Raw genomic sequence first — 16,979 nt, 5'->3', positions numbered from 1 at the left:
ATGCTGTGGGTATGGATAGCAGGGCGGTTGCGGAGACGTTGGAGGCCATGGAGGCTTCCCTTGCTGCGTTGGCTGCTGTGGCCGGTCGCGGGACCGGGGATGGTGCCGTGGCTGGTGCTGATCCTCTTCGGGATGAAGCGGACGCGTGCCTGGACGGTCTGGGCGTGGCGGGCCGGTTGGAAGCCATGCTGGCGGGGTTGAAGGTGCATTTTGCTGCGGGGTATGCCCGCGCTGCTGCCGCCTTGGCGGTCCCGGCTGTTTCCCCGCAGGAGTGCACCGCCCGGGAAATGGCGGTGACGGCAGAGGTCGCCTGTGTCCTGACGGTGAGTGAAAGGGCGGCGGCGGCATTCCTGGCGGAGTCGGCCGCGCTGACCACGTCCCTGCCGTTGACGCTGTCTGCGCTGGGGTCGGGGAGTATTTCGTGGCAGCACGCGCGGGTGATGTGTGATGAGAGCGCCAACCTGGACACGGGTGGCGCTGCTGCGTTGGAGGCGCATTTCCTGGACCCCGACGCTCCGTTTGCTGCGCGTGGCTGCCCGGCGGGAGAGCTGGTGCCGGGCAGGTTCCGGGCCAAGGCGCGCACTTGGCGGGAGCGGCACCATCCGGTGAGCATCGAGGCGCGGCACCGCAAGGGCGTGGAGGACCGGCGGCTGGAGTATGTCCCGGACCGGGACGGCATGGACTGGCTTTCGGCCTACGTGGCTGCGGATGTGGCAGCGGGTGTGTGGTCCCGTGCCACGGAAGCGGCCCGTGCCCTGCAGGGCCCGGCGGAATCCCGGACGCTGGCCCAGCTCCGGGCGGACGTTGCTGCCGACTGGCTGCTGGCGGGGGTGGTGAATGGCATCCCGTCACCGAAGGCGCAGGTTTTGGTGACCGTTCCGGTGTTATCGCTCCTGGGCGCAGGCGAGGAACCGGCCACGCTGGACGGGTACGGTCCCGTTCCGGCGAGTATGGCCCGCCGGCTTGTCGGGGATGGCGCAGAGTCGTTCCTGCGGGTGCTGACCGATCCGCGGACCGGAGCGCCGCTGGAGATCGGACGCGAGAGCTACCGGGTTCCGAAGGCGATGCGTCAATGGCTGCGGCTTCGGGACGGCCGGTGCCCTTTTCCGGGTTGCAACAATCTTTCTCTGGATAATGAAGCGGATCATCTGCTGGCGTGGTCCGAGGGAGGCGGCACCGGGATCACGAACCTGGCCCAGCCCTGCCGGAGGCACCACCGGCTTAAACACACCACAGCGTGGAGGCCGGTCGGTGCGACCCGCGACGAGCCGCCGGGCTGGATCTCACCGGCGGGGCGCTCCTATCCGAGCGAACAACAGGACTGGGAACCGCCACACTGGCCGGACCTTCCCGGTCACGCGGGCGACGACCAAGACCGGGAACCGCCTGACTGGCTGAATGTACTTGCCAGTGCCGCCGGTCTCGACGAGACCGGGCCGCCATTACCGGCGGATCCCCTGCCTGACTGGTCGCTCTTCCTCGCGGCGTAGGCGTAGGACCGACGCTCCACTGTAGCCAGCGGTTGCGAATGCCCAGGAGGGCGTGCGCCGGACCTTATACTCAAGAGTCCAATCCGGACGGCCTAAGTGGGGGAGACGTGGACGACGGAACTTTTGTGCCTGCACAGGAAACGCAGGGCTTACCGCCGGTGTACCTGGAAGTGCCGCACCGTTCCGGATTGCAGGGCGCTGCGGCATCCAAACTCCTGAACACCGGGCTCACTGCGGCCGAAGCCCTCATTGTCTCCGATCCAGCCCCCGTTCAGTACGCCACGAGATCACAGAAACGCACCCGGGATATCTTGGGTGTTACGTGGATCCTGGCCTGTATTGCCGCGGGCGTGATGCTTGGCATCTACGGCGACGCGGCAGAGGGACCCAATCCGGCGGAAGCGGACTGGGCGCTTGTGGTTCTGGGAATCATCGCGCCCTTCGCCGTTGTCTTCAGCTTCTACCCGCATTGGCAGGGATGGCGGCACAAAAAGCTGCACAAGGCCTGGCTTGCCCGATTCATCGCATCATGGCCGCTGCGCGAAAAGCTGGCGAGCGTGGAGAGCATTCCCGATGTGTGGCAGCGCATCACGGTGGGCACCATGGCTGACACGCTTTCGGCTGATCGTGAGGCCATACTGCTGCAGGGCGGCGATGCCTCCGGAGAAGCCGCCCGGCTCCTCATCGACGCCCTTGCCGCACTGGGCACCTATGCCCGGGCTGTTTCCTTGGATCCGGAGTTGCAGTCGGCGGCGCAGCAGGCTGTTGACCGGTTTAGCGAGCTGGCCGGACGACGGCGGGACGTCCCGCCGTCGTCCGTTCTTCCCTAACCCAGCGCAGCGCCCTGAAGAAGGCCGCTTACGCCTCGATGGTCACGCCGCGCCAGCACAGGCGGCCGCCGTCGTCCGTGTCCTACTCAGGCGAGTGGCAGAAACACTGACCCCGATCGCACTGTGTGTCGTAAGGTCCCACGAACGTGTAATCAGCAGGAGGATCGGCGTCCTCGGAACGTGAAGCGGCAGTCTCCTGGGCATTTCCGGAACGTGATTTCACGGCTCATTCCCCAACTTAGGCTCAATGGCCGTCCCAGATACGAGCCAAAAATGTTTCCCTTAACGGGACGTTGGAGCCAGCGTACGACCCGCACGTTTCCGCTGCCGATCCACGCCGTTTCGCCTGTTTTACAAGGCAGCACTTAACGAAAGCGGACGACGGCGGGAAGTCCCGCCGTCGTCCGCTGGCAGTTGTCCGGTACTGCTAGAGCGCGCCCTGGTGGGGAGTCCCGGCCGGGATCGGCACCAGCCGGGTGACGTCCACCGGCTTTGCCAGCAGCCCGTCGAGTGAGGCGTTGAGGCGCTTGACGGCGTCGCCGGCGCCGTGGGCATCGAGCAGGTCTACGCTTTCCCATTTTTCAATCATCATGATTTGGCCGGTGGGCGATTCATGGATGGCGTAGAGCAGGCAGCCGGGTTCTTCATGGACCTCTGCAATGGCAGGAGAGAGTGCGGCAACCACCTGGTCGTAGGCGCCCTCTTTCGGAGTGAATTCTGCGGTGACAATGATGGTCATCGGTGACCTGCTCTTTCTCGAGTCTTCTGCTTGTAAAGGGGAATGGCGGCAGTGTTACAAGAGTGTAACCGATACCACTTTTGCGAACAATGTTGCTCCCGCGATTCCCGCGCATTGTTCGGGACTAAAGTTGCGGCGGCTCCAGGAGTTGTCTCGCCACATCGGCATCCGTGATCAGGACATTGATCCAGCCGCCGGTGACGGCGCCGCGGATGGCGTCCAGTTTGCGCATTCCTCCGGCAACGCCGATGCGACGGGGTACCTGCATCATGGCCTCGGCCTCAATGGAGATCATTCTCTCCTCGATGGCGGGCTTCATCGGCTGGCCGTTGATGTCGAAGAAGCGCAAACATATCTCACCGACGGCGCCGGCTCCGGAGAGTTCGCTTTCTTCCGCCCGGCTTAAGGCGTTTCCGCTCGCCTGCCAGAGCGGCGAGGCCGGGAACGTCCCTATTCCGACCAGCAAAGTGGTCAGGCGCTCCCACGCTGCCATGGATGCCGCCACGGCGGGATCGCCAAGGAACGCCTCGCGGATCTGCTGGTTTGCCACAAGTCCAGGGCATCCCATGTAGTAGGGCTTGGCGGATGTCAGTTCCGCAAGGTGGGAGACCAGGCGAGTTGCCTGTATCTGGGCCTGAGGGCTGCCGACGCCCCCGATGAGTTGGATTACTTCATTCGCGATCTTCCTTGGCCGTGAGCGCATGGCTTCGACGGTGTGCAGGAGGGTGGTGCTCCACGAGGAAATGCCCAGGTAGTCGTCTGCGTCAATTGTGGTTTCGAGGTAGGTCGCCGCGGACGATCCCAGCCGCATTCCCAGCGAGGCGCCGTCCATGACGTCCACGACCACGACTTCGCGGAGTTGATACTTCTCCTCGAGAGCCTTCTCGAGTCCGACATAAATCCCCGACGGTTGGACGATCGATGTCCGCACGATTCCGAGTTCTACGGCGTTCTTGAGATAGCGCGAAACCCTTGCCTGGGAGAGGTTCAGGCGCTGGGAGATTTCACCCTGCGAGAGGCCTTCCTCGTGATACAGCACGGCAATCTTGGTGAACAGTCGGAGTTGCTCGGTGCTGACCGACAAGAAGGACGACGGTCCTGTGAGCTGCGTCATATTTCGTCACTTTCGTCGTGGTCTTGAATATATATGCAGACCTGAATTCTCGCCCGGAGAATATGGGTGGTAGCGCCCCGGGCCGTCTCCGGGGAGTCGGGAATGTGTCCCTCCCAAACGGTAGCCGCAAGCCCCTCTGAATCAATATTCAGTAGTGCAGATTCTTGCAGGCGGATTCAGTTTCTCCTACATCCCCGGGCGCTGGTGGCTCGTAGACTTCCAACACCAGCCCAACTTCAGAGCCGAAGTTCCTTCAGGAATTTCGATCGCCGTCCATGTGGACCGAGTGGCCTTCACGATCGAAAGCGAACTGCAATGACAGCAATCAAGTACTCCACCCGCCTCAATTCCTTTGCCTTGGGTAAGGGAAAGAAATACCCCAGTGGGGAAGATTCGGTGATCGACCTGATCGCCCTCGCCGGCAGCGTTAAGGGCCTAACCTCGCTCGAACTGAACTTCCCGGAGCACTTCGGCGAGCACTCAGTCGAGGAAATAAAGGCGGCCTTGGCAAAAGCCGATCTGGACGTACGCGGTATCCAACTCCGGTGGCCGGCGCCCCAGTTCGCCAATGGAGGATTCACAAACCCTGATCCCGCGCTGCGGGAGGCGGCCGTCGGAATGGTCAAGGAAGCCATCAGTCTCTGCCGGGAATTCGGCTCCGACCACGTCCTCCTCTGGCCCGCCCACGACGGGTACGAATACCCGCTGCAAATGGACTACATGAAGTCCTGGAACTGGATGGTCGAAAGCCTGCAGGCCGTCGCCGACGTCGACCAGGACATCCGCATCTCCATCGAGTACAAGCCGGCCGAGCCGCGCGGACGCACCATCCTTAACACCACTGGTGCCGTCATGAACCTCATCAAGGACTGTGACCGCCCGAATCTCGGCGTAACCCTGGACTTCGGGCACCTGCTGATGGCCCGCGAGAACCCGTCCCAGTCCGCAGCCATGTGCTTGCGGGAGCAAAAACTGTTCGGGCTGCAGCTCAACGATTCACACGGCGTAGCAGACGACGGCCTCGTGGTAGCGTCGATCCACTTCGCGGAAACACTTGAACTTGTGTACTACCTGCTCCGCGAGGGGTATCAGGGAACGTACTATTTCGACACCGATCCGGTACGCGAGAACCCCGTCGCCGAATGCGAAATGAACATCGAGAGGATGGGGACCATCATCGACAAGGCCCGCGAGCTCGTCCGGGACTATCCGGACCTCCCCGACGGAGACGCACTGCACTCATCGTCCGTTCTGTGGTCGAAAGTCGTGGGTGTCTAGGTGAGGCCAACCGGTATCTGCGTCGTCGGCTCGCTGAACGTGGACCTTATCGCCTACCTCGGCGCCGAAGTGAGTGCGGCGAGCTACGTGACCGGGGAAAACTTCGAAATGGCTGCGGGCGGCAAAAGCCTGAATGCGGCGATGAGCATCTCCTCGCTGGACCCGACGGTGACACTCGTGGGACGTGTCGGCTCTGACCACCTTGGAGACTTCATCACCGGAGCCCTCCGCGAACGCGGAATCACCACCGGGGGCGTCATTCGCGACGGACTGGCCCATACCGGCGTCGGGCATGTAAGGGTCAATCCCGAGGGCGAATACGACACTGTCGTTGTCCCGGGAGCTAACGGCAATTTCTCGCCTGCTGACGTCGATGCCTACCTCGAGGACCATGAACCGCCAGCGTTTGCAGTCCTGAACCTTGAGGTGCCCCTTCCCGCAGTCAGACGTGCGGCCACCCGATTTCGTGAGCTCGGTTCAACCGTGGTGTTGAACCTCTCGCCGGTGCACGCAGAGGCGAAGGACCTCCTTGGCCTCGCCGACGTCGTAGTTATGAACCTCAGCGAGGCCTGTCATGTGCTGAACGTCCCGCAAAGCACCGACGTACCGCTGCTCCTTAAGGCACTGCGAGAGGCCGGCGCCAACACTCCCGTTCTGACACTCGGCGAACGCGGGGTGGCGGCGCTGAGCGGGAACGATCTTGTGCAGGCGGCGGTCGAACCGATCCATGTGGTGAACTCAGTCGGCGCCGGAGACAGCTTCCTGGGAGCGATGGTCCTGGCGATGGCCAACGAGCACCCCTTCCCCGTATGCCTTAGGGCGGCCAACGAGGCGGGCCGGCTTGTTTGTGGCCGCTCCGAATCCTTCCTCACGCCGGAAGACGTACTGCACATCGAGAACGTCTTAGGTGTTTCCCTCGCCAGAGCCTCAGCTGGCCGCTAGGTCTCCAGCTACTACTCGTCAAACCAAGTACAAGGCAAGAACCGTTGTGGTGCCCAAAAGGAACCGGTACCGCAACTCAATTCAGCAAGAGTGCCGCCTATTGCGGGCCTTCCAAAGATGAAAGGAACCATCACAATGACAAGAATTCCTCGCGCAGCTACACAGCTTTTCGCCGCTACGGCCGCAGTCGCGTTGCTCGCCGCTTGCAGTGCCACCCCTGAGGGGCCTACCGGCCAGTCATCCCAGTCCGGTGACCTGGTGAGCCTGGTTGACGCCTCTGCCAAGACACCGATCGAGGACGTGAAAGCCAGCCTGGGCGCACCTGCAGCGTCGGCCGACACCAAGCTTTGCTACATCACCCGGACGCTGTCCAACGAGTTCTGGGGCTTTGAACGGGACGGATTTGAGGCCGAGGCGAAGAAGCTCGGCGTCAAGTACCAGACGTTCGATGTGACCGATGAGTCCTCCATTACCGAGCAGCTGGACAAGGCTAAGAGTGCCGCGAACCAGGGCTGCAGCGCACTGCTTGCATCACCTATTTCAGCGACAGGGCTGGACACGGTCTTCACCGATGCCCTGGCCAAGAAGATGCCGGTGGTCATCCTCAACGACGCCAAGGGCAACGTCCCGGGGAGCGTTTACGTCGGGCCTGATGCCTTGACGATCGGCGAGACGGCTGCAGACTACATCGCAGCCAAGCTCCCCGAGGGCGGCAAGGTGGCCATGATTGAGGGCGACCCGGGGTCGTCCAATGCCTTGAACCGGGGCGAGGGCTTCAAAAAGGGCCTGGCCAAGCACTCCAACCTGCAGCTGGTCGCCTCCCAGACTGCGAAGTGGGATCAGACCAGGGCTCAGGAAATTGCAACTGCCATGCTGACAGCCAACCCCGACATTAAGGCGTTCTACTCCCAGAATGACGGCATGGCGTTCGGCGTCGCGGCCGCGATCGCCGCGAAGAATCTCACCGGGAAGGTTGTGCTGGTCGGAACTGACGGCATTCCCCAGGCGAAGAAGGAAATCGAAGCAGGCAACATGACCGCCACGGTCAGCGAGCAGCCAGTCACCGAAGGTGCCAGCGGCGTGGATGCTGCGCTTTGGCTGTTGGCCGGCAAGAAGGTTCCGGGCTGGGTGGACGTTCCCGCTTTCATCATCGATTCAAAGAACGTCGGGGAATACCCGACCGGAATGCCGTAAGGCAGAAACGGTTTCCATCATGGTTGCACCGCTGCTGGAACTGCAGAATATCGCGAAGTCATTTCCCGGAGTCCGCGCTCTGAATGATGTCAGCTTCACGTTGGAACGCGGAGAAATATGCACATTGGCGGGGGAGAACGGGGCGGGCAAAAGTACCCTGCTTGCCATTCTCGGCGGCTCCCTCGTTCCGGACCACGGAGCCGTAATTATCGAGGGCGTCCAACGGCAGCACTTCTCACCCCGCCAGGCATTGGCTGACGGGGTGAGAATCGCCCACCAGGAACCGGCCATCGTTCCGCAGTTGTCCGTGGAGCAGAATCTGGTGCTCGGGCGCACGTCGCGGCAACGCCGGGATGCCGGCACAGACATCGACCAGGCGCTGGCCGACGTCGCCCAGATGGGGTTCCCGCTCAACGCCAAAGCCTCCGTGCGCGGACTGAGCCCCGCCCAGCGCCATGCCCTGACCATTGCCCGGGCCCTGGCGTTCGGCGCGAAGATCGTGGCCCTCGACGAACCCACAACCAGCATGCTGGAGCACAACGTCGAGGGAGTGCTGAACCGGGTTCGGGAGATTGCACACACCCGCGGGGTAGGCATCATCTACGTGTCACACAAGATGCCCGAGGTCATGAGCGTCTCCGACAAGGTGGTGGTCCTGCGCGACGGCAACGTCAACTACACCCGACCCATCGCGCAGACGTCGGAACAGGACATAGTCCGGAACATGGTCGGCCGTGAGCTGCTCTCGTTCAAGCGGCAGCACCCGGTACGGCCAGACGCGCCGGTCCTGTTTTCTGCCTCAGAGGTCAGCCACCCCAAGGGTGGGGGACCGCTCTCCGTGGATGTCCGGGCCGGCGAAGTTCTGGGCATCGCCGGCCTGGTCGGCTCGGGCCGCACCGAGTTCCTGCGAGCAATCATCAGGGCCGACAAAGGCAGCACCGGCGCGGTGAGCATCGACGGGAAAAAGCGCAGGATCCGCTCGCCGCGGGACAGCAGAAACGCCGGCATTGCGTTCATCCCGGAAGAGCGCAAGCACCAGGGGCTGGTCCTGCAGGTCCCCGCGTACTTCAACATCGCCCTCACCGCGGACCGGCAGTTCAACGGCTTCGGCCCGATCATCAGCCTGCGGAAGCAGGTTGCGGCTGCGGAAGAGGCGGCGGCGCGGATGTCCCTCAGGCCCGCCAACGTCCGCCTCAACGCACGCCAGTTCTCTGGCGGCAATCAGCAAAAGATCGTTATCGCCAAGTGGACGTGGCGAAACACGAAAGTATTCCTCTTCGACGAACCCACCAAGGGCGTGGACGTCGGCGGCAAGGTCGAAATCTATGAACTCATCGACGCTCTGGCCAAGGCCGGAAGCGCCGTGATCGTGGTCTCCTCCGACCTGCCGGAAATCATCTCCCTCAGCGACCGGGTCAAAGTGATGCGGCAGGGTCAGTTCGTTTCCGAGCACACCGGCGACGACATCAATGAACACAGCCTCGTGGCCAACGCCATGGGCATCGCAGAAAGAACAACGATATGAGCCAGCCCACGCTGCCCAAGAACGACCCGGGCCAAGACAGCCGGAGGACCCTCGTAAACCCGCGGCCTGAACCTTCCGTTGCCAAGCTGCCACGCCAGCGGCCGACAGTGAACCTGCAGGCACTCGGCATCTACATTGCCGCAGTTGTCATCTTCCTGATCTTCGGAATGCTTAACCCGAACTTCCTCACCTCGGGCAACCTGAGGGACATTGCCGTCTCAGCCAGTGTCAACGCCATCATCGGGCTCGGCATCACGTTCGTCATTATCACTGGCGGCATCGACCTCGCAGTCGGCTCGATCGCGAGCTTCGTCGGGATCGTCTCCGCCACGCTCATGGTCAACGCCGGGACCTCACCCTTCCTCGCGCTCTGCGCAGGCATTGCACTCGGCCTGGTCTGCGGCGCCATCAACGGCCTGCTGATCACCAAACTCAAGCTGCCCCCGTTCATCGCCACCCTTGGAACGATGAGTATTTACCAGGGCTTCGCCTATGTGGTCACCAACGGGCGGCCGGTCTACAACGTCCCCAAAGACTTCGTCTTCATGCTTAACAGCTACGTCGGCGGCATCCCGGTGGCGGTCATCCTCGTTGCGGTTCTCGCCATACTCTGCTGGCTGCTGCTCCGCCGGACAGTGTTCGGGCAGAATGTCATCGCCACCGGCGGCAGCGAAGAAACCGCATGGCTCTCCGGCGTCCGCGTCGACAGGGTGAAAATTGCCGTCTACGCGCTCTCAGGCGTCCTTGCAGGAGTCGGCGGTCTGGTCATCGTTGCCCGTATTAACGCGGCCCAGACCGATGCCGGCAGCCCGTACCTGCTGACAGCAATCGCCTCGGCCGTGATCGGCGGAGCCAACCTCATGGGTGGAGAAGGACGGATCGCCGGTACGTTGGTCGGCGCCCTGATCCTGGGGGCGCTCACGAACGGCCTGGTGCTCCTCAACGTCCCGAGCTTCTACGAACAGATCGTCACCGGACTCGTCGTCGTCATTGCCGTTGCCCTCGACCAAGGAAGCAAGGGATGGCCGTTGATGAAGAAGAAATCGCCGCCGAAAAAGGAAGCGGCGGCCTGACCGAATGCCCGGTGTCCACCGGGCCAATGACTGTTACCTCAAGCAGCGCCGGGAGTGACGGCAGCGGAAGACACCGCTGCCGCCGTTTCCGGCGCCCGCGTCTTCCCGGAAACAATGGAGCTCCCAGTGCTGGATTTTGACATCATTGACGCCCATCACCACTTGTGCGACTTCTCCCGCTCATACCCCTGGCTCCAGGGCCCGGCGGAACCGGTCCGCTATCACGGGGATGATCGCCCGCTCCGGCGGAACTACCTCATCGAGGCCTACCTGGCCGACGCCAAGGATTTCACCCTGGCCGGGTCCGTTCACATCGAAAACGGTGCCGCCGATCCGCTCTGGGAAGCTGACTGGATCCAGAGCGTCCGCGACAGCACCGGCATGCCCTCCGTCCAAGTGGCCAAAGCGTCCCTCGTCGGGCCAGGAGTGAGGCACCGGCTGCAAGGGCTCGCCGCCATTCCATCGGTGCGGGGTGTACGCGACATCCTCAACTGGCATCCGGAACCCAAATACACCCACACCTCCCGTCCGGATCTGATCACCGATCCCGGTTGGCTGGAAGGGTTCTCACATTTGTCATCCCTGGGCTTGTCCTTCGACCTCCAGGTCTTCCCCGACCAGCTCACTCAGGCGGCGCAACTTGCCGCCGCCCATCCGGACACCGTCATCATCCTGGACCATGCGGGGATGCCCATCCACCGTGATCCGGAGTCCCTCCGACACTGGCGGGTCGGTATGAAGAAAATGGCACAGCAACCAAACGTCGTTGCCAAGGTTTCGGCACTTGGAACGAACGATCACTCCTGGACGCCCGCATCAATCCGACCAATCGTCCTGGACACCATCGACCTCTTTGGTCCGCGCCGCACCATGTTCGGAAGTAACTTCCCGGTGGACAGCCTCTACTCGACCTTCACCACGCTCTACACTGCCTTCGATGAGATAACCGCCGCCATGACCGCTGACGAACGTCGGTACCTCTTTGCCGAGACAGCACGAAAAACCTATGGCATGAAGGAAGCCCCCCGCACCGACGGATAGATTCCATCGGTGCGGCGGGCTTCCTTTGGCGGGCTGGCCTAGCCGGGCAGGAGGGCACCGGACGTTTCGTCGGCGGGCGCCAGGTTCACTCCGGTTTCGCTGTCGAAGTAGCTGGCCATCCTTGCCTCGGGGGTGACGGTGCAGGGATCTCCCGCCATCAGGCGGGTCTGCCCCGTCTGGCGGATCCAGAGGAGATCGTCCTGGTTGAGTTCCCACATCTTCAGTCCAAGTGCAGGGTCGGGCTGGACGCCGATCAGGGTGTCCGCGCCGAGGTCCTCGATTCTCCGGACCGTTCCCGCCAGACCTGGCCCGCCGACGTCGGCCGTTACCGTGAGGTGTTCCGGGCGCAGGCCCAGGGTCACGGAGCCGTTCCGGAGCCGGAGCCGGAGTTGTTCGGGAGCCGGGAGCCGGAGCCCGCCGAGTGCCGGCTGCCCATCGTTCACGGCCGCGGTCATGAGGTTCATGGGCGGGCTGCCGATGAAGCGGGCAACGTACGTATTGGCGGGCCGCGCGTAGATCTCCTGCGGAGTGGCGTGCTGCTGCACGATGCCGTTGTGCAGGATGACGATCTGGGTGGCCATGGTCATGGCCTCCACTTGGTCGTGGGTGACGTAGACGAAGGTCTTCCCCGTCAGCCGGTGCAGCCGGACGATTTCGCCGCGGAGTTCCGCACGGAGCTTGGCGTCGAGGTTGGACAGCGGCTCGTCCAGCAGGAACATCGACGGGTTGCGGATCAACGCGCGTGCCAGGGCCACGCGCTGGCGCTGCCCGCCGGAGAGGCCACCGGGCTTGCGGTTCGCGTACTCGTCCAGTTCCAGCATCGACGAGACACTGGCCACCTGCTTGACGATCTCCTTGGACGAGCCATAAACGCGGCGTGCGATGGTGCTGATGCCGGGGATGTGGTGCCAGCCCTTGAACCTGTCCAGTGCCAGCGGGAACGCGATGTTTTCGCGGACGGTCAGGTGCGGATAGAGCGCATAGGACTGGAACACGAAGGCGATGTCACGTTCGCGCGGGCTTTGCCGGTTCACGCGCAGGTTGTCGAAGATGATGTCGCCCGCGCTGGCGTCGGTGAGCCCGGCAATGATGCGGAGCAGGGTGGATTTTCCGGAACCCGACGCGCCGAGCAGGACGAGGAATTCTCCGTTGTCAACGTCGGCACTGAAGTCGTGGATGACCTGGGTGTCCCCGAAGCGCTTGCTGATGTTGCGTAGTGAGAGCTTTGCCATGATCAACCTTTGACTGAGCCGGCCGTGAGGCCCGATACGATGCGACGCTGGACAAGGAGGAAGAAGATCAACGCCGGGAGCGTGAACAGCAAGGCTGCAGCCATGACCGAGTTCAGCGAGGTCAGGTACTGGCCGATGAACGAGGCCAGGCCCACGGACGCCGGCCAGAGGTCCCGTTCGGCGATGAACGTCTTGGCCAGCAGGAATTCGTTCCACCCGTCGAAGAAGTTGATGACGGCGGCAGCGGCAATGCTGGGAAGAATCAGGGGAGTGAGCACCAGCGAGAGGATGGTGACGCGGGGGCACCCGTCGACGGCAGCGGCTTCTTCGATTTCATACGGGATCGCATCGATGGCGCCCTTGATGATCCAGACACTCACAGGCATCGTGAAGGCAACGTTGGCGAGGATCAGGCCGCCCATGCCGTTGAGGAGGCCCAGCGACGCGAAGAGCGCGTAGATGGGGACAACGAGCAGCGCTTCGGGCAGCATCTGAGTGGCGAACAGCAGGAACCCCGCGGCGCCCTTGCCGTGGAACTTGAACCTGGACAGTGCATAGCCGGCCAGCACCGCGAAGACGAGGGACAGCAGCGTGGTGCCGCCGGCGATCACCACCGAGTTGGTGAGCCACTTGAAGATGGGGACGCTGCCGATGAGGTCGCCGAAGTCGGCGAGCCGTTCCCAGTGCGGCCACCAGCCCTGGGCCTGGCCGTACAGTTCGGAGTCTTGGCTGAGCGCCGTGTTCAGCATCCAGTAGAGCGGGAAGCCTGAGAAGAGGACCAACGCGGCCAGCATAACGTACCGGGCGGGCTTGCTGAAGTTTCGGTTGCCCGGTGCTTTCAGCCGGCGTTTGTGCGGGGCCGTCCGGGTGATTGGAGGAGCTTCTTGGGTGGTCATTGTTCTAGGCCTCCTTGGCGGCGTTGCGCCGTTCCATCATGAAGTAGACAACTGTGACCAGCAGGGACAGCACCAGTCCCAGGGCGCCGATGGCTGCCGCGCGGCCCAGTTCCTGGTTGCTGAAGGCCTGGCGGTAGACGTTGACGACGAGGGTGTTGGTGGTGTCCACCGGGCCGCCGCCGGTCAGGAGATAGATGATCTCGAAACGGCGGATGGACCAGATGGTCATGAGGAGCGTGACCACCCTGACGGTGGGGGCGATGTGCGGCCAGGTGACGGCCTTGAACGTTTCCAGTGCCCCGGCGCCGTCCATGCGGGTGGCCTCGTAGAGTTCGCTCGGGATGGACTGCAGTGAGGCAAGCACTACCAGCATGACCAGGGGCATGACCTTCCAGACGGAGGTCAGGACGACGGCGGCCATGCCGAATTTCGGATCGACCAGCCAGCCCTGCTGGCCGACGCCGAGCACCCCGACAACTTCGTTCAGGACGCCGTCGGAACGGTTGAAGATCCAGCTGAAGATCAGGGCGGTGGCCACCGTGGGGACGGCCCAGGGGAAGGTGATGATGGCCCGGACAATGGTGCGTCCCTTGAAGGCCTGGTTCAGGAGCAGGGCTGCTCCCGCGCCGATGGCGACGGCGATGATGACGGTGGCGGCCGTGTACAGGATGGTGGCGCCCAGGGAGTTGTAGAACTGCGGACTGCTGAGCAGGCGGGAATAGTTCTCCAGCCCGACGCCGGTTCCGCCGTCGGGCCTGACCAGCGGGGTCTTGGTGAAGCTGAGCTGGATGCCCTGCACCACCGGAATGATCATGAAGATGATCAGGTACACGACGGCGGGGCCGATGTAGATGTACGGGGAGATCCTCTGCCACATGTGATGCCGGGAAGGGGCATCCTGGATAGGAGGCTGCGCCACGGCGGGCGGGGAGATCGAAGTTCGGAGCGACATTGCCCGGATCCTTTGCCTAGGTCTTCTCAGCCAAGCAGCTGAGTTACTTGTGTCTGTGCGGTGGCGAGTGCCTTGGCAGCGTCGCCGCCGTCCACGAGGTAGCGTTCCACCTGCGTCATGACTTCGCGCATGATGGCCTTGGTCTGTGCCTCGAAGCCCTTGATGAGGGGGCTGCGGGACTCCGAGGCCAGGTCGATGAACGCCTTGGCCCACGGATTGGCCGCGGCGTAGTCGGGAGCCAGCGGCACGTCCGTGGCCAGTGTTGACGGGCCCATTGCCGCCCGGAGCGCCGCCTGGCCTTCGTCGGAACCGACCCAGCCGACGAAGTCGACGGCGAGGTTCTTGTTCTTGCCGTACCCGTTGACTGCCAGCACGATCTCCTGGTGTGCCGAGGGCCGGGGGAGCGGAATCCGTTCGGCAAAGCCGATGTCGGCCGACGTCAGGGCCTTGGAGGACCGCAGGATGCCCGCGACGGTGGAGGAGACGTCGATCATCATGCCCAGGCGGCCTTCGCGGAACTTGGTACGCATCGTTGACGCGTCGTCGCCGATGGGCATCGCACCCGAGCGGTAGATTTCGCCGAACGCCTCAACGCCGGCAATGTTCTCGGCCGAGTCAATCGTTGGGCGTGAGCCGTCCGACCAGGATCCGCCATGTCCGTAGGTCCACACGTCGAAATCCATGAACCATGAATCGAATTCCGTCATCTGGTGCCGGACGCCGAAGCCGTCCAGGCCTGTTGCGGAACGGATCTGGCCGGCGGCCGAGATCAACTCGGCGATATTCGTCGGCGGCGTCACGCTGGCCTTCTCCAGGATCTTGCGGTTCCAGAAGAAGTTCCAGTTCAGCCGTTCCCACGTGATCCCGTACTGCACGCCGTTGACCAGACCGGATTCATTGGTGTGGTTGAACGGAGTGCCCTTGTGGGAGGAGATCACGGAGCTGAGCGGGGCCAGGATGCCGGCATCGGCCAGCGGATAGAAATTCACGTCCTGGACCACGAAAACGTCCGGCCCGCCCTTGCCGCCGAGCTCGGTGTTGAGCTTGTCCGCGAAGGAAAGGAACGGCGTGGTGCTTTGCGCCAGGACGGCGGACGGATTCACCTTCTGGTAGGCCTGGATGGCCTTCCACATGGCCTCGCCGCGGCCCGGTTCGAGCCATTGCCAGCTGCCGAACTTCAGGGTGCCACCGGCCGAGGCGGCACGGTTCGGGTCGATTCCCGGAGTGGTCCCGCAGCCGGCCAGCAGCATGCTCGCTGCAGCGGCTCCCAGGAAGGTGCGCCGGTCGATCATGTCGCAGGCACCACTTCGAGTGCGAGGGCCTCCGTCTCGCGCCGCAGCTTGAGCGCTTCTTCCAGGGACGTATCGATTTCGACGTCGTCCCAGCGGACGATGCCGCCCTCGGGGACATCGTTGACGAGCTTGACGTGGTGGGCCATGGCGACAGGAAGGGCGCCGTCCCGGACCGACTTTTCGGCCGAGATGAGTTTGCCCCAGACCGTGAAGCCGCCTTCGCCGTCGAGGATTTCCCCGGCACGCAGGTCCTTCTTGGCGCAGGCGACGACGTCGGCGTGGAAGCCTTCCGGCGCGCCGGTGGCGACACCGCGGAGCGCTGCGTTGGCGATGGAGACATTGAGCTCCAGCCCGACGTAGTGGTACGGGCGGTAGAGGGCGGCGTACTGGCCGGTGGGATCCGGGTGCCACGGGTATTCCTGGAAGCAGCCGGAGACGTATTGGTTGGTGGCCTTGACGACGACGAACACGCCTTCCTGGGTGTTGTGGGGGATCCAGTCGCCCTCACGGGTCACGCTGGACATGACGTCGACGCTGCCGGCGTTGCTGAGCACGCCGCCGTCGGCCGCGGGACGGCAGATCGTGGCGATCTCTTCGACGTCGCCGGGAGTGAACGTCAGCCCTTCGTCGGACGGACGCAGACCGGCCGCGTTGGCTACGGCTGCCATCTCGATGGCGGCCTTGGTGCCGTCGCGGAAGGAGGTGTGCATGTAGGGGTTGAGCTGGCCGGAGTCCGTCAGTTCCTTCGAGAACTCCCAGTTCTCCCAGACGTTGTCGGGGTTCATCTGGTGGTAGTGCGAGAGGTACTTGGCGCCCTTGCCGGCGCAGACGACGTCGAAGCCTGACGTCCGGGCCCAGTCGACGAGCTCCCAGATCAGGGCGGGCTGGTCCCCGTATGCCAGTGAATAGACGACGCCGGCCTCCTTGGCCCGCTTGGCCAGGGCCGGGCCGGCGAGGGCGTCCGCCTCGACGGTCACCATGATGATGTGCTTGCCCGTTTCAATGGCGCGGAGGGCGTGGTTGATGCCCACGATCGGGTTGCCGGTGGCCTCGACGATGACGTCCAGGTCGGCGTCGAACAGGACTGACGCATCGGTCACCACAGTCGTGGCCCTGGTGGCAATAGCCGTTTCGATGTCCTCCACGAAGGCCTCCGCGGGCCAGTCCACCAGTTTCAGCGCGCCCTTGGCGCGTTCGGCGTTGATGTCCGCGATGGCTACGACATGGATGCCGGGGATGTTGCGGGCCTGTGCCAGGTACATGGTGCCGAAACGTCCGGCGCCGATCAGTCCCACGCGGATCGGGGCGCCTTCGGCCTCGCGTTGGGTCAGGAGTTTGTGCAGGTTCATAACTACCTTTCAATGGGTGCGGCTCCATCCCG

Annotated in this window: 15 protein-coding genes; 8 read left to right on the top strand and 7 right to left on the bottom strand. The window is 63.5% G+C overall.

Translation table 11 applies throughout. The annotated features are described in order from the left end of the window. Nucleotides 1-11: 11 nt before the first annotated feature. A complete protein-coding gene (locus Q8Z05_RS05015) occupies nucleotides 12-1,490 on the top strand; it encodes an HNH endonuclease signature motif containing protein (protein ID WP_305942391.1) in 1,479 nt (492 codons plus the stop codon). A gap of 125 nt (nucleotides 1,491-1,615) precedes the next feature. Further along, the gene (locus Q8Z05_RS05010; RefSeq protein ID WP_305942390.1) at nucleotides 1,616-2,320 is read left to right on the top strand and encodes a hypothetical protein; all 705 of its coding nucleotides are present in this window, start codon (nucleotides 1,616-1,618) and stop codon (nucleotides 2,318-2,320) included. Nucleotides 2,321-2,747: 427 nt separating this feature from the next. Here Q8Z05_RS05010 and Q8Z05_RS05005 read toward each other — a convergent pair whose 3' ends face one another. Next, nucleotides 2,748-3,059 carry a putative quinol monooxygenase gene (locus Q8Z05_RS05005; protein WP_305942389.1) on the bottom strand — a complete coding sequence of 104 codons (312 nt, stop codon included), beginning with the start codon at nucleotides 3,057-3,059 and terminating at the stop codon, nucleotides 2,748-2,750. A gap of 124 nt (nucleotides 3,060-3,183) precedes the next feature. Then, nucleotides 3,184-4,173, bottom strand: a complete 990-nt coding sequence (locus Q8Z05_RS05000) for a sugar-binding transcriptional regulator (RefSeq protein WP_305942388.1) — start codon at nucleotides 4,171-4,173, stop codon at nucleotides 3,184-3,186. A gap of 315 nt (nucleotides 4,174-4,488) precedes the next feature. Between Q8Z05_RS05000 and Q8Z05_RS04995 the strand changes: the two genes are divergently transcribed. The 6 genes from Q8Z05_RS04995 to Q8Z05_RS04970 all read left to right on the top strand — a co-directional run bounded on the left by Q8Z05_RS04995 (nucleotide 4,489) and on the right by Q8Z05_RS04970 (nucleotide 11,226). Next, entirely contained in the window at nucleotides 4,489-5,451 is a 963-nt protein-coding gene (locus tag Q8Z05_RS04995) for a sugar phosphate isomerase/epimerase family protein (RefSeq protein WP_305942387.1), read from the top strand. After that, a complete protein-coding gene (locus tag Q8Z05_RS04990) occupies nucleotides 5,452-6,393 on the top strand; it encodes a PfkB family carbohydrate kinase (RefSeq protein ID WP_305942386.1) in 942 nt (313 codons plus the stop codon). It abuts the gene before it with no gap. Between the two features lie 135 nt (nucleotides 6,394-6,528). Further along, complete coding sequence (locus tag Q8Z05_RS04985) at nucleotides 6,529-7,587, top strand: sugar ABC transporter substrate-binding protein (RefSeq protein WP_305942385.1); 1,059 nt, start codon at nucleotides 6,529-6,531, stop codon at nucleotides 7,585-7,587. A 19-nt stretch (nucleotides 7,588-7,606) separates the two neighbouring features. Beyond that, the gene (locus Q8Z05_RS04980) at nucleotides 7,607-9,112 is read left to right on the top strand and encodes a sugar ABC transporter ATP-binding protein (RefSeq protein WP_305942384.1); all 1,506 of its coding nucleotides are present in this window, start codon (nucleotides 7,607-7,609) and stop codon (nucleotides 9,110-9,112) included. Beyond that, nucleotides 9,109-10,185, top strand: a complete 1,077-nt coding sequence (locus Q8Z05_RS04975; RefSeq protein ID WP_305942383.1) for an ABC transporter permease — start codon at nucleotides 9,109-9,111, stop codon at nucleotides 10,183-10,185. Before Q8Z05_RS04980 ends, Q8Z05_RS04975 begins: the two co-directional genes overlap by 4 nt. Nucleotides 10,186-10,239: 54 nt before the next feature. Continuing rightward, a complete protein-coding gene (locus Q8Z05_RS04970; RefSeq protein ID WP_305942382.1) occupies nucleotides 10,240-11,226 on the top strand; it encodes an amidohydrolase family protein in 987 nt (328 codons plus the stop codon). A gap of 38 nt (nucleotides 11,227-11,264) precedes the next feature. Here the strand turns inward: Q8Z05_RS04970 and Q8Z05_RS04965 are convergent, their stop codons facing one another. Genes Q8Z05_RS04965 through Q8Z05_RS04945 form a run of 5 tightly spaced genes read right to left on the bottom strand, consistent with a single transcriptional unit; the run spans nucleotide 11,265 to nucleotide 16,947 of the window. Beyond that, complete coding sequence (locus Q8Z05_RS04965) at nucleotides 11,265-12,458, bottom strand: ABC transporter ATP-binding protein (protein ID WP_305942381.1); 1,194 nt, start codon at nucleotides 12,456-12,458, stop codon at nucleotides 11,265-11,267. Between the two features lie 2 nt (nucleotides 12,459-12,460). Beyond that, entirely contained in the window at nucleotides 12,461-13,354 is an 894-nt protein-coding gene (locus Q8Z05_RS04960; protein ID WP_305942380.1) for a carbohydrate ABC transporter permease, read from the bottom strand. Between the two features lie 4 nt (nucleotides 13,355-13,358). Further along, the gene (locus Q8Z05_RS04955) at nucleotides 13,359-14,306 is read right to left on the bottom strand and encodes a carbohydrate ABC transporter permease (RefSeq protein ID WP_305942379.1); all 948 of its coding nucleotides are present in this window, start codon (nucleotides 14,304-14,306) and stop codon (nucleotides 13,359-13,361) included. 26 nt (nucleotides 14,307-14,332) lie between these two features. Then, on the bottom strand, nucleotides 14,333-15,598 hold the full coding sequence (locus Q8Z05_RS04950; protein ID WP_305942378.1) for an ABC transporter substrate-binding protein: 1,266 nt from the start codon (nucleotides 15,596-15,598) through the stop codon (nucleotides 14,333-14,335). Then, nucleotides 15,595-16,947, bottom strand: coding sequence for an NAD(P)H-dependent oxidoreductase (locus tag Q8Z05_RS04945; RefSeq protein WP_305942377.1), 1,353 nt, complete (start codon nucleotides 16,945-16,947; stop codon nucleotides 15,595-15,597). Before Q8Z05_RS04945 ends, Q8Z05_RS04950 begins: the two co-directional genes overlap by 4 nt. Nucleotides 16,948-16,979: the final 32 nt, after the last annotated feature.

Origin of the sequence: Arthrobacter oryzae (assembly GCF_030718995.1) — a bacterium.
In the GTDB taxonomy this organism is placed as follows: Bacteria; Actinomycetota; Actinomycetes; order Actinomycetales; family Micrococcaceae; genus Arthrobacter; species Arthrobacter oryzae_C.
Note: the sequence above shows the minus strand (reverse complement) of the source record. Positions and strands in the feature narration are given on the sequence as shown.

What these genes read in the sequence shown, in the direction of transcription:
- Q8Z05_RS05000 (WP_305942388.1), bottom strand. Translation starts at nt 4,173, where the DNA reads ATGACGCAGCTCACAGGACCGTCGTCCTTCTTGTCGGTCAGCACCGAG.
- Q8Z05_RS04975 (WP_305942383.1), top strand. Translation starts at nt 9,109, where the DNA reads ATGAGCCAGCCCACGCTGCCCAAGAACGACCCGGGCCAAGACAGCCGG.
- Q8Z05_RS04955 (WP_305942379.1), bottom strand. Translation starts at nt 14,306, where the DNA reads ATGTCGCTCCGAACTTCGATCTCCCCGCCCGCCGTGGCGCAGCCTCCT.
- Q8Z05_RS04985 (WP_305942385.1), top strand. Translation starts at nt 6,529, where the DNA reads ATGACAAGAATTCCTCGCGCAGCTACACAGCTTTTCGCCGCTACGGCC.
- Q8Z05_RS04950 (WP_305942378.1), bottom strand. Translation starts at nt 15,598, where the DNA reads ATGATCGACCGGCGCACCTTCCTGGGAGCCGCTGCAGCGAGCATGCTG.
- Q8Z05_RS04995 (WP_305942387.1), top strand. Translation starts at nt 4,489, where the DNA reads ATGACAGCAATCAAGTACTCCACCCGCCTCAATTCCTTTGCCTTGGGT.
- Q8Z05_RS04960 (WP_305942380.1), bottom strand. Translation starts at nt 13,354, where the DNA reads ATGACCACCCAAGAAGCTCCTCCAATCACCCGGACGGCCCCGCACAAA.
- Q8Z05_RS05015 (WP_305942391.1), top strand. Translation starts at nt 12, where the DNA reads ATGGATAGCAGGGCGGTTGCGGAGACGTTGGAGGCCATGGAGGCTTCC.
- Q8Z05_RS04945 (WP_305942377.1), bottom strand. Translation starts at nt 16,947, where the DNA reads ATGAACCTGCACAAACTCCTGACCCAACGCGAGGCCGAAGGCGCCCCG.
- Q8Z05_RS04980 (WP_305942384.1), top strand. Translation starts at nt 7,607, where the DNA reads ATGGTTGCACCGCTGCTGGAACTGCAGAATATCGCGAAGTCATTTCCC.
- Q8Z05_RS05005 (WP_305942389.1), bottom strand. Translation starts at nt 3,059, where the DNA reads ATGACCATCATTGTCACCGCAGAATTCACTCCGAAAGAGGGCGCCTAC.
- Q8Z05_RS04965 (WP_305942381.1), bottom strand. Translation starts at nt 12,458, where the DNA reads ATGGCAAAGCTCTCACTACGCAACATCAGCAAGCGCTTCGGGGACACC.